Raw genomic sequence first — 13,463 nt, forward strand, 5'->3', positions numbered from 1 at the left:
GTAGGAGCCGGCTTGCCGGCGAAGGCGTGTTCATGGGCACCACAAGGCTGGCATTACCCGCCGTTTAAATAAAATCACCGACCATTCGTTTTCCTTAAGTACCGGCACTCCCTCCGCATCGAAGCAGGAATCCTCCATGACCAAGCCAACGCGTGGGGCGATCAACGAATTGTTCGCCCTGCTCAAGCCCTTCCGCCTGATCGTCTCTGTGTCCATCGTGCTCGGCATGATCGGTGGCCTGAGCGTCACCGTGTTGCTGGCGACCATCAACAATGCTCTGCACTCCGCCGACGGCCTGACCCGCACCGTGGTGATGATTTTCGCCGGGCTGTGCGTGCTGGCACTGCTGACCTCAATTCTTTCCGACATCGGCACCAACTATGTCGGCCAGCACATCATCGCCAGGCTGCGCAAAGAGCTGGGCGAGAAAGTGCTGTCGGCGCCGATCGACCAGATCGAACGCTACCGCAGCCACCGGTTGATCCCGGTGCTGACCCATGACGTGGACACCATCAGCGATTTCGCCTTCGCCTTCGCGCCGTTGGCGATTTCCCTGACCGTGACCCTGGGCTGCCTTGGCTATCTGGCCATGCTGTCGTGGCCGATGTTTCTGATGATGCTGGTGGCCATCGCCATCGGCACCACGATCCAGGCCATCGCCCGGGCCAAGGGCATGCGCGGTTTCTACGCAGCACGAGATTCCGAAGACGAGCTGCAAAAGCACTACAACGCCATCGCCGAAGGGGCCAAGGAACTGCGCATCCACCGCCCGCGGCGCCAGCGCATGTTCGTGTCCGGCATCCAGAAAACCGCCGAGAACATCTGCGACACCCAGATCCGCTCGATCAATACCTTCGTCATTGCCAAATCGTTCGGCTCGATGCTGTTCTTCGTGGTCATCGGCTTGGCGCTGGCCCTGCAATCGTTCTGGCCCAGTTCCGACAAGGCCGTGATGAGCGGTTTTGTATTGGTGCTGCTGTACATGAAAGGGCCGCTGGAACACCTGGTCAGCACCCTGCCGATCATCAGCCGGGCGCAGATCGCGTTTCGCCGGATCGCCGAGCTCAGCGAACAATTCTCCTCCCCGGAACCGCACCTGCTGCTGGAGGATCAGGGCCACAAACCCGGCCCGGTCCACAGCCTGGAACTGAGCAACGTGCGTTACGCCTTCCCGCCCGTGGAAGGCAGCGAGCCCTTCCGTCTCGGCCCGGTCAACCTGCGCATCGAACAGGGCGACATCGTGTTCATCGTCGGTGAGAACGGCTGCGGCAAGACCACGCTGATCAAACTGCTGCTGGGCCTTTACGCGCCCACCGAAGGCCAGATCCGCGTGAACGAGCAGCCGATCACCGCCCTCAACCGCGATGACTACCGGCAGATGTTCACCACGATATTTGCCGACTATTACCTGTTCGATGACCTGATTCAGGGCGATCGCCAAGTGCCGCAGGATGCCACGCGCTACCTCGAACGCCTGGAGATCGCGCACAAGGTCAGCGTGCGCGACGGCGCGTTCAGCACCACCGACCTGTCCACCGGCCAGCGCAAACGCCTGGCGCTGGTCAATGCCTGGCTCGAAGAACGGCCGGTGCTGGTGTTCGACGAATGGGCGGCCGATCAGGACCCGACCTTCCGCCGCATTTTCTACACCGAACTGCTGCCCGACCTGAAGCGCCAGGGCAAGACCATCATCGTGATCTCCCACGATGACCGCTATTTCGACGTGGCCGATCAACTGGTGCGCATGGAGGCCGGCAAGGTCAAAAGCGAACTGCAACCCGCCTGACCAACGGAGGCCGTGGCCGATCGGAAAAATAATTTTCCGGTTTGCCGCGGCCTCCTCGTCTTAATGAGATGAATAAGAACCATTACCAACTATACCTGCCAAGGTCTTAACCTCATGTCCGCATCCCGTTTCATGCTTCGACCTCTGACCCGCGCCCTGTTAATGAGCAGCACGACTCGCTCGCGCATGATGTCCACTGGCCTCGGCCTGGCGATGACCCTGGCGGTGACGCCTTATGTCCAGGCTCAGGAATGGACCCTGAACATCCCGGCCCAGCCACTGGCCCAGGCGCTGCAAACCCTCGGTCAACAGACCAACCTGCAAATCATCTACAGCCCCGAGAGCATCCAGAACCTGCGTTCCAGTGCCCTCAACGGCCGCTATCAGGACGATGATTCGCTCAGCGCGATGCTCAAGGGCACCGGGTTGCGCCATCAGCGCGACGGCAACACGGTCACGTTGCTGGCGCCGGCCACCGGCAGTGCGATGGAACTGGCACCGACCAGCATCAACGGTCAGCGGTTGGGCGCGACCACCGAAGGCAGCAACTCCTACACCACCGGCGCGGTGACCATTGGCAAGGGCGAGCATTCGCTCAGGGAAACCCCGCAGTCGATCACCGTCATCACGCGCAAGATGCTCGATGACCAGAACCTGAACACCATCGAACAGGTCATGGAAAAGACCCCGGGCATCACCGTTTACGACTCGCCCATGGGCGGCAAGTATTTCTACTCCCGGGGCTTTCGCATGACCGGTCAGTACCAGTACGACGGCGTGCCGCTGGACATCGGCAGCAGCTACGTGCAGGCCGACGCCTTCAACAGCGACATGGCGATCTATGATCGGGTCGAAGTGTTGCGCGGCGCAGCCGGGATGATGAAAGGCGCAGGCGGCACCGCGGGCGGCGTGAACTTCGTGCGCAAGCGCGGCCAGGACACCCCGCACACTCAACTGTCGTTGTCTGCCGGTACCTGGGACAACTACCGCGGCCAGGTCGACACCGGCGGCCCGCTGAACGACGCCGGCACCATTCGTGGCCGGGCCGTGGTGACCCAGCAGACCCGTCAGTATTTCTATGACGTGGCCGAGCGCAGGGACCAGATCTACTACGGCGCCCTGGACTTTGACCTGAGCGACTACACCACCCTGGGCCTGGGCATGGCCTATGAAGACGTCGATGCCACCCCGTGCTGGGGCGGCCTGCCGCGCTACGCCGATGGCAGCGACCTGAAGCTCTCTCGCTCCACGTGCCTGAACACCGCCTGGAACAACCAGCGCAGCAAGCGGGCCACTTACTTTGGCGATCTGAAACACGAGTTCAACGACAACTGGGCGCTGAAGGTCGCGGGGGTTTACTCGAAAAACACCCAGGACATGGAATACGCCTTCCCCAGCGGTTCGGTGCCGGTTGGCGCCACCAGCACCAGTGCCCTGATGATCGGCAGCATCTATGACTACGATCAGGTCGACTACGGCCTCGACGCTTATGTGGACGGCAAGTTCGACGCATTCGGCCAAGAGCACGAGCTGATCGTCGGTGCCAACGCCAGCCGTTCCCGCAAGGATGACTTCTACGCCGTGGCCCTCCTGCCTCAGACTCAAAATGTGCTGAACCCCAACCATCACCTGCCCCAACCGGATGAAAGTTTCTACCTGGCCAACGCCACCCGGGGGGGGCCGGTGGACATGCGGATCAAGCAATACGGCGCCTACTCCACGGCACGCCTGAAACTGGCCGATCCGCTGACCTTCGTACTGGGCAGCCGCGTCAGCTGGTACAAATCCGAAACCGACTCCGTCTCGTTCTGGCGCGGTGAAGGCACACCGATCAGTTCCGAGGCCAAGGAAACCGGGCAAGTCACCCCGTTCGCCGCGCTGCTGTTCGACATCAACGACAACCTGACCGTCTACACCAGCTACGCGGATATCTTCACCCCGCAAGGCAACTACAAGACCATCAACGGTGCGACCCTCAAGCCATTGATCGGTCAGAGCTATGAACTGGGGATCAAGGGCGAATGGTTCGACGGTCGCCTGAACAGCGCCTTCAACCTGTTCCGCACCATCCAGAAAGACGCGGCCCAGGATGACCCGGCCTGCCCGGACAGCAGCTGCTCGCAGAACTCCGGCAAAGTGCGCGCCCAGGGCTTCGAAGCCGAAGTCAGCGGTGAAGTCATCGACCGTCTGCAACTGCTGGCCGGCTACACCTACACCCAAACCAAGATCCTGGAAGACGCCGACGTCAGTCAGGATGGTGTGTCGTACAACACCTATGTGCCGCGCCACCTGCTGCGGGTGTGGGGCGACTATGCGCTCAGCGGCCCGCTGGAACGCGTCACCGTCGGTGCCGGCGTCAATGCCCAGAGCGGCAACTACCGCGTCTCGCCGACCAGCAGGAACAACGTCACCCAGGGCGGTTATGCGGTGTGGAACGGTCGCATCGGCTACCGCATCGACGACACCTGGTCCGTGGCACTGAACGGCAACAACCTGTTCGACAAGCGCTACTACGCCACCGTCGGTACCGAAGATTGGGGGAACTTCTACGGCGAACCGCGCAACTTCGTGATGTCGGTCAAGGCTGACTTCTGATTGCAGCCTCAATGAAAACGCCCCGCAATGCGGGGCGTTTTTTTGTGCGAGAAAAGCGGACGGGATGATCGTTCCCACGCTCCGCGTGGGAATGCCTCAACGGACGCTCTGCGTTCGGCTCTGGAAGGGACGCGGAGCGTCCCGGGCTGCATTCCCACGCGGAGCGTGGGAACGATCGGCGCGCTCCGCGTGGGAACGATCGGCATCAGCCCAAATGCCGACTCAACGCCCGGCTCAAGGTTTGATGCACACCCAACACATCCGGCATCACCGAGGCCAATCTGAGCAAGTCATGGGTCAAACCCGGGCACTGTTCGAGTTCGACACTCACCCCCTGCGCGCGCAATTTATCGACGTAGGCCTGGCCTTCATCGAGCAGCGGATCGAACCCGGCCAGCAGCACAATCGCCGGCGCCACGGCGCGCAAGTCCTCGGCCAGCAACGGTGAGAAGCGCCAGTCGAGCAGGTCTTCGGGGCTACGGGCATAGTGCTGGTAAAACCAGTCCAGCGTGTCGTTCTCCAGCAAATACCCTTCACTGAACAACAGGCGAGAGTCGTGACTGCGTGAGGCGTCGGTGACCGGGTAGCACAGCAACTGCGCCTTGGGCGCGATGGCTACGGTGTGTGGTTGAACCACTGCCTGCAAGGCCAGCACCGTCGCCAAGGTGGCACCGGCGCTGTCGCCGCCGAACGCGACGCGACCGACATCCAGCCCCAGGGCCAGCGCCTGTTCCGCCAGCCAAAACAAGGCGTCTTCACCGTCCTCCAGCGCCGTCGGGAAACGGTGCTCCGGCGCCAGCCGATAGCCCACGGACAATACCGCGCACGGGGTGCGTCGGCAGAATTCGCGGCAGACACCGTCATGGGAATCCAGGCTGCCCACTACAAAACCACCACCATGGAAGTACACCAGCACCGGTATCGGTGCCGTCGCCCCGCTCGGCCGATACAACCGCAACGCCAGCGGCGCACCGTCCCGAGCCGGGGTATTGATCACCAGCACGTCAAGGTCCTGAGGGGCATCCCAGCGCAACTGCGCGGTGGTCTGTTCGAAGATCGCCCGGGCCTCGACCGGGGTCAGTTGATGCAGCGCCGGCTGGCCTGCGTCCTGGCCGTCCTGCGCCAGGTCGAGGAAGGCTTCCAGATCAGGGTGTAGCGACATCGTAAGAATCCTTCTTCAGCAAAAGGGAGCCAGTAAAAAAGGGCGCGTGCCTGAGCAACGCCCCCCCGACAATGATTAAAACCCCGGCACTCAGCCCACCCGCGCCATGCAATGCTCGATCAACGCCTCAAGCTCGCGCTGATAATCCTGCATGAACCGCTCCATCGTGCTGGCCCGATAACGTTGGCTGCTGTAGAGGCAACGCAGCGCCAACTGGCCGTCGTACACCTGGCCGACAATCTCCAGCCAGTTGCCCAGATTGGCCTGCAGGCTGTAGTTGTCACCGGCTGCTTCCAGCGCCGGCACCAGCAAGGCCTGCTCGTCGAAGCTTTGGTCGAACTGCCCCAGGTAGTTGAACGTCACCCGCGCCTGCGGCAGGTCGGCCAATTGGCGGGCCAGTTGCGGGCCGGCCAGATGACGCAACACGCCGTAGCCGATGCCCTTCTGCGGGACGGCCGCCAACTGCGCCTGCACGTTGACGATCGACGCGCCGATGTCCGCGCAGTCAGGAGTGAGCCGTACCGGGAACATGCTGGTGAACCAACCCAGGCTGCGGCTCAGGTCGATGTTCTCGAACAGGTCCTCGCGACCGTGCGCTTCCAGCAGAATCAGCGCCGACGGCTGTTCGCTCCAGCGACACAACGCCCGGCTCAGGGCCGCCAGCAGCAAATCGTTGATCTGCGTGCGATAGACCGCTGGCGCCTGCTTGAGCAACTGCTCGGTGTGCTCGCGAGACAACTTGAGCCGCGCCTGGGCCTGGTGACGCACCTGATTTTTGCCGCGACGGTTGTCGCACGGCAGGTCGACGCCCGGCTGATCCAGTTGCTCCAGCCAGTAGCCCAATTCCTGCTCGGCAATCACCGGCGCCTGCGCCTGCAATGCTTCGGCAAATGCGCGATAGCTGCTGGTGCGGATCGGCAGTCGCGGTTCGACACCCATCACGCAGGCCTCGTAAGCCGCCTTCAGGTCGTCGAGCAAAATGCGCCACGACACCGTGTCCACCACCAGATGGTGGATGACCATCAACAGCCGCGCCTGGCCGTCCGGCAAGGCGATGTGCACCACGCGCCAGACCGGTCCATCGTCGAGTTTGAGGCTGCGCTGAGTCAGGTTGGCCAAGGCTTCGACCTGCTCGCTGCTCTCGACCTCGCGGCGCCACAGCACCGGCTCGCGGTGCTCGGTCGGTGCGGCGTAGCGCTGCAACCAGCGCCCGCCTTCCTGACAGAAGCGCAGGCGCAAGGCGTCGTGATGGTTTTCGATCCAGCCCAGCGCCCTTTCCAGGGCATCCAGATCCAGCGTCTGACGCGCACTCAGCAAAAACGACTGGTTGTAGTGATGCGGCTCGGCCATGCCTTCGGCAAAGAACCATTCCTGAATCGGCAGCAGATTGAACAACCCTTCACTGGCCACATGGGTGAGGTCCACCGACGGTTGCGCGGTGGCCGCTTTCACCCCGTCCTGTTCGACGATACCGGCGATGGTCTGGTAGCGCATCAGATCGCGCAGCTTGAGGTCCATCTGCAAGGTCGGGTGGTTCCTGACCCGGGAAATCACTTGCAGGCTCAGGATCGAGTCGCCCCCCAGTTCGAAGAAGTTGTCGCTGATACCGACCTGCTCCACCTGCAACACTTGCGCCCAGATGTCCGCCAGCAGCTGTTCCTGCTGATTGCGCGGAGCGACGTATTCCTCGCTTTTGAATTCCGGCTCGGGCAAGGCCTTGCGGTCGAGCTTGCCGTTGGGGGTGACCGGGAAGGCACTGAGGCAGACGATCTGCGCCGGCACCATGTATTCCGGCAAGGTGGTGCGCAGAGCGGCCTTGAGTTCATCGCCCAGTTCTTGGCCGGTGTCAGTGACAACGTAACCGATCAGTTGCTTGCCCGAGGCGTTGTCCCGGGCGATCACCAAGGCGTCGCTGACCTGCGCCAGTTGCCGCAAGCTGGCCTCGACTTCACCGAGCTCGATACGGAACCCGCGCACTTTGACCTGATGGTCGATGCGGCCGACGTAATCGACCACGCCGTCCTGGCGCAAGCGCACCAGGTCGCCGGTGCGGTACAACCGCTCGCCGCTGGCAAACGGGTTGGGCACGAAGCGCTCGCAGGTCAAGTCCGGACGGCCGTGATAACCACGGGCAACCCCGTAGCCACCGATGTACAACTCACCGGCAAACCCCGGCGGCAGTGGATTCAGCTCCTCATCCAGCACATACAGCGAACGGGCGCCCACCGCCCGGCCGATCGGCGCATAAGCCGCTTCACACTGCTGGCTCACCGGCACTTTCCACAGCATTGGCGTGACCACGGTTTCCGTCGGGCCATAGCCGTTGGTGAAGTACTCGGGACGCAGCGCCGCCTTGACCTGTTCGAAAGTCTGGTCCGGCACCGCGTCGCCGCCGAAGCAATAGATGCGCACCGGTGGCGGTGCAATTCCGCTGGCCGCGGCGTACTCGGCCAGTTGCTTGAGGTAGGCCGGCGGGAAACAGGCGATGGTCACGCCGTACTCGTGCAGCGCCTGGTAAGTTTGCTCCGGCGTCCACAGGCAACCATCCCGCACCACCAGCCGGCCGCCGCTGTACAGCGTACTCAACCAGCGCTCATGGGCACCGTCGAAGGCGAACGACATGAAGTGCAGCTCGCAACTGCGGCTGTCCATTTCGTACAGTTTGGCGATGGCCTGACAGTGCATGCTCAGTGGTCCCTGGGTAACCGCCACACCTTTTGGCCGCCCGGTGGAACCCGAGGTGTAAACCAGATAAGCCAGCCCTTGCTCCAGCACGCGACGCACAGGCGCCTCATCGCCATAGCGGGATTCGTCGAGGTGATCCAGCTCAAGGCGCAACAGGCCCTCGGGCGCCGGTAACGTCGTTCGCAGGCTGCTCTGGGTCAGCAGCAACGCCATGCCGGAATCTTCGATCATGTACGCCAGACGCTCCGGCGGATAATCGATGTCCAGCGGCACATACGCCGCGCCGCTCTTGAGCACGGCGAGGAAGCTGACGACCATTTCCAGCGAACGCGGCAGGGCCACGCCGATCACCACTTCCGGCCCTGCGCCATGTTCGATCAGGCAATGGGCCAGACGATTGGCGCGGCGTTCCAGTTCGCCGTAATTCAGGCTCAGCCCGGCGCATTGCACCGCGATGGCTTCTGGCTGAGTCAGGGCGTGGCGGCTGATCAGCTCCGGCAACAGCTGCGGTTGATGCGCCGCCGGCGGCTCGGCGCTCCAGGTTTGCATCGCCTGCCATTGTTCAGGCGAGAGACGCTGCAGGTTACCCAGGCGTTCGTAAGGCGCGCGCATCATCGCCTCAAGGGTGTTTTCCAGGATCAGGCGAATCCCTTCCACCGCCTCGGCACTGAAGTGGCTGCGCAGGTACAGGTATTCAATCGACAGTTCGTCGCCGAGCATCACCGCCAGGTCCATCGGCACGTTGGTCACGTCATGGCCGATGGATTTGCCAAAGCTCAGGCCGGTGTCGTTGTCCTCTTGCAGGCGGTCGTCGATCGGGTAGTTCTCGAACACGATGATGCTGTCGAACAGCGCCTGCCCGCCCAGGCCGGACCAGCGTTGCACGTCCGCCAATGGCACCTGGGAATGGTCGCGGATATCCAGGTTGTAGGCCTGGATCCGGTTCAGCCAGTCTGCCAGAGGCTGATCCGGTTCCAGCGTCTGAATGATCGGCAAGGTGTTGATGAACAGACCCAGCATGTTGCCGACATTGGGCAAACTCTCGGGACGCCCGGACACCGTGGCACCAAAGGTCACGGTGTTTTTCCCGGTGTAGCGCTGCAACAGCAGCAACCATGCGCCCTGGATCAACGTGTTCGGCGTAATCCGCAGATCGCGGCAGAACTGCAGCAGACGCCCGGTCTGTTGCGCGTCCCAACGGGAGTAAATGGCGTTGTGGCCGGGTTCATCGGACACATGCCGTGGATGGATGGCCTGGCTCAATGCCGTCGCCTCGTTAACCGGGGCCAGCCGGGCTTTCCAGAACAGCTCCCGGGCGTCCTGGTCCTGGGCTTGCAACCAGGCGATGAAGTCGCGGTAGCGACCGTTTTCAGCGCTGATTTCACCCTTGGCGTAGTGCTGGATCACCTCACCAAACAACCGCGAGCTGCTCCAGCCGTCCATCAGGATGTGGTGACTGGTCCAGACCATCCGGTACTGATCTTCAGCGGTGCGAATCAACAACACTCGCTGCAGTGGCGCATGGGTCAGCTCGAAGCCTCGCGCGCGGTCCTCGGCGGCCCGCGCGGCGATGTCTGCCTCGCTGGCGTCGCGATCGCGCCAGTCGAGCACCTGCAAATCGAGCGTCGCCTGACGCTGGACAATTTGCAGCGGTTTGGCCAGGCCATCGTGCCAGTGGAAGCTGGTGCGCAGAATCGCCTGACGCTCGATGACCGCCTCCCAGGCCTTGCGCAAACGCTCAACATCCAGACCGCCCACCGGCAAACTGATCTGATTGACGTACAGGCTGGAACCATTGTCCGACAAGGTGTGGAACAGCATGCCCTCTTGCATCGGCGACAGCGGATAAATGTCCTCGATCCAGGACGGGGCGACCGGCAAGGCGTCCAGTCGGGCCTGATCCAGATGCGCCAACGGGAAGTCCGACGGCGTGACTGCGTGACTGTCCGGCAGGCAGCAATGCTCGATCAGCAGCTCCAGCTCCCGGGCGTACTCCCCGGCCAGGCGTTCGATGGTCGAGGCGTTGAACATGTGCGTGCTGAACGACCAGCCGACACTCAACTCACCGCCGTACACCTGACCATTGAGCGTCAGCCAGTTACCCAGCAGCGCATCGTGACTGTGTTCTGCGCCCTTGCCTTCGCCGGCCGGCACAAACAAGGCACCGCTCTGGCTATCGAAACTGCCATCGAACTGGCCCAGGTAGTTGAAGGTGATACGCGGTGTCGGCAAGTCCCGCAGCGAGGCCTGGCAAGCCTCGTCCCCCAGATATCGCAGCACGCCGTAACCCAGGCCACGATCCGGAATCGCGCGCAGTTGCTCCTTGATTTGCTTGATCGAGCCGGCCAGCTCCTGGGTCGGGGTCAATTTGACCGGGAACAGGCTGGTGAACCAGCCTACGGTGCGGGTCAGATCGAGGCCGTCGAACACATCTTCACGACCATGGCCTTCGAGCTGAATCAACACCGACGACTGCTCGCTCCAACGGGCGATCACCCGGGCCAGCGCCGTCAGCAACAGGTCGTTGACCTGTGTGCGGTAAGCCGTCGGGGCCTGTTGCAGCAGGCGTCGGGTCAAGCTCGGGTTCAGGCGACTGTAAAGCGTCAAGGCATGGCGGCTCTGCAGGCTGCCCTGGGGGTTATCTTGCGGCAGCGGCGCGCCGTCCGAGCGCTGCGCCTGCCAGTAAGGCAGTTGTCCAAGCAGCGATTCACTGCGCGCGTGTCGTTGCAATTGCTGCGCCCAATGCTTGAAGGACGTGGTCTTGGCCGCCAATGCCAACGGTTCGCCGGCCAGTAACTGGCGGTAGCTGCCCTGCAAATCCTCCAGCAGGATCCGCCACGACACACCATCGACCACCAGGTGATGAACGATCAACAACAAGCGCTGTTCGCCCTCAGGCAAATCGAACAACACCGCGCGCAGCAACGGGCCGTGTTGCAGATCCAGGCTGCGTTGGGCGTGTTCGGCGACGCGTTCCAGGTGGGCGGCATCACTGACCGTTTCCAGCCACAACGGTGACAGGCGCTGTTGTTCCACGGTCCGATAACTTGCCGACCAGCTGCATGGGATTTCGGTGAAGCCCAGGCGCAGGCTGTCGTGATGATCGATCAGTGCGTGCAAGGCCTGCTCAAGCGTCGCGGCCAGCAGAGGGGTCAACGGTTTGAGCAACACCGACTGGTTCCAGTGATGACGCTGGGGCAAGGGTTGTTCGAAGAACCATTGCTGAATCGGCAGCAAGGGTGTCTCACCTGTCACCGGGCCTTGATCGGTGGGTGCCAGGGCTTTGCCGAGCTGCGCGACAGTGGCCAGCCCCTGGACGGTCTGCTGCTGGAACAGGTCCTTGGGCGTGAAGCTGATGCCCTGCTGACGCGCCCGGCTCACCACCTGAATGGAGATGATCGAATCGCCGCCCAGGGTGAAGAAGTTGTCGGTCACACCGACCCGGTCGAGTTTCAAAATGTCCTGCCAGATCCCGGCAATCTGCTGCTCCAGCGCGGTGCGCGGCGCCACGTAATCGCGCTGCAACTGGTTGGCGTCCGGGGTCGGCAAGGCCTTGCGGTCGAGTTTGCCGTTGGGGGTCAGGGGCAATTGTTCGATGAACAACCATTGCGCCGGCACCATGTAATCGGGCAGGTGCGCCTTGAGCCCGGCCTTGAGTGCTTCGCTCAGATCGTCCTGTTCTTGCGGGCTCAGATCGGCCCGGGTCGGCACCACATAGGCCACCAGTTGCTGGCCGCTGTGGCCTTCCATCGCCAGCACCACGCCTTCGCGCACGGTGTCGTGGGCCAGCAGGCGCGCTTCGATTTCACCCAGTTCGATACGGAACCCGCGCACCTTGACCTGATGGTCGATGCGGCCGACGTATTCGATCACCCCGTCGTCACGCAAACGGGTCAGGTCGCCGGTGCGGTACATCCGCTCGCCGTCGCTGGCCAGCGGGTTGGGCACAAAGCGTTCAGCGGTCAGGCCCGGACGGAACAGATAGCCACGGGTAATGCCGTCGCCGGCCAGGTACAACTCGGCGGCAACGCCAATCGGTGCGGCCTGCAACTGGGCATCGAGCAGGTGCGCGGTGGTGTTCACCAGCGGCCGGCCGATGTTGGCCTGGCCGCCGGCTTCGCGGCGGGTGCAGGTCGAATAGGTGGTGTCTTCCGACGGCCCGTACAAGTCGTAAACGTGCGCGACCGAGGTCTGCCGGTACAGCGTGTCCACCAGCGCTTGCTTGAGCGGCTCACCCGCAAGATTGATGATGCGCACGCCCTGCGGGATCTGCCCGGTGCGCTGCAACGCCGCGATGGCCGACGGCACGGTGTTGATCAGGCGCACCTGATCGCGCTCCGGCAGGTCCGGCAATTCCAGGGCGTTGCGCGCCATGATGATCGAACCGCCGCGGGCCAGGGTGACGAAAATCTCCCACACCGACAGGTCGAAGCACACCGAGGTCGAAGCCAGCACACCTTGCAGGTCTTGCTCGCTGTACACCTCGCGGGACCAGTGGATCAGCGCCTGCACGTTGCGATGAGCGATCGCCACGCCTTTGGGTTTACCGGTGGAACCGGATGTATAGATCACATACGCCAGGTTGGCGGAGTCGATCTCGCCTTCAAGGTTGTGCGGTGCCAGATCGGCAAAGCTCACGCCGCCAGCCTCGACAAACACCACCTGCGCCTGGGTTTCAGGCAACTGCGACAGCAAAGGCTGCTGCGTCAGCAACACCCGCGCCTGACTGTCGTCGAGCATGTAGGCCACGCGATCCGCCGGGTAGTCCGGGTCCAGCGGCACGTAGGTGCCCCCGGCCTTGAGCACCGCCATCAAGGCAATCACCAGTTCGGCGCAACGGGGCATCGCCACGCCGACGCGGACTTCCGCACCGACACCCAGGGTTTGCAGATGACGGGCCAATTGGTTGGCGCGGCGGTTGAGTTCGGCGTAGCTCAGCTCGGCACCGGCATGGCGCAAGGCAATCGCCTGTGGCCGCGCGTCGACCTGGGCTTCAAAGCCCTGATGGATCAAGGCCTGGACTGGGTACGCGGCGTGATGGTCATTCCATTCGGCCAGCGTGCGCAGCTCGCTCGCTGGCAACAGGCCGATCTCGCCCAGCACCCGTTGCGGTGCATCGAGGAACTGACGCAGCACTTCTTGCAGATGAGCGGCCAGGCCGACAATGCTGCGCTCGGCGAAGTGTTCGGTGAGGTAGTTGAAGTCCAGGCTCAACACCTCGCCGGCACCGGCGAT

4 protein-coding genes are annotated in these 13,463 nt (G+C 62.9%); 2 read left to right on the forward strand and 2 right to left on the reverse strand.

What is annotated here, in order from left to right; translation table 11 throughout:
* Positions 1–136: 136 nt before the first annotated feature.
* Positions 137–1,786, forward strand: coding sequence for a cyclic peptide export ABC transporter (locus tag HCU66_RS25930; protein ID WP_205891233.1), 1,650 nt, complete (start codon positions 137–139; stop codon positions 1,784–1,786).
* A gap of 114 nt (positions 1,787–1,900) precedes the next feature.
* Positions 1,901–4,381 carry a TonB-dependent siderophore receptor gene (locus HCU66_RS25935; protein ID WP_205891234.1) on the forward strand — a complete coding sequence of 827 codons (2,481 nt, stop codon included), beginning with the start codon at positions 1,901–1,903 and terminating at the stop codon, positions 4,379–4,381.
* A gap of 205 nt (positions 4,382–4,586) precedes the next feature.
* Here HCU66_RS25935 and HCU66_RS25940 read toward each other — a convergent pair whose 3' ends face one another.
* Positions 4,587–5,543, reverse strand: coding sequence for an alpha/beta hydrolase (locus HCU66_RS25940; RefSeq protein WP_205891235.1), 957 nt, complete (start codon positions 5,541–5,543; stop codon positions 4,587–4,589).
* A gap of 90 nt (positions 5,544–5,633) precedes the next feature.
* On the reverse strand, positions 5,634–13,463 hold a 7,830-nt coding region (locus HCU66_RS25945; RefSeq protein ID WP_205891236.1), incomplete at its 5' end, for a non-ribosomal peptide synthetase.

The sequence above is a fragment of the Pseudomonas frederiksbergensis genome, assembly GCF_017114915.1.
Classification (GTDB): Bacteria; Pseudomonadota; Gammaproteobacteria; order Pseudomonadales; family Pseudomonadaceae; genus Aquipseudomonas; species Aquipseudomonas frederiksbergensis_I.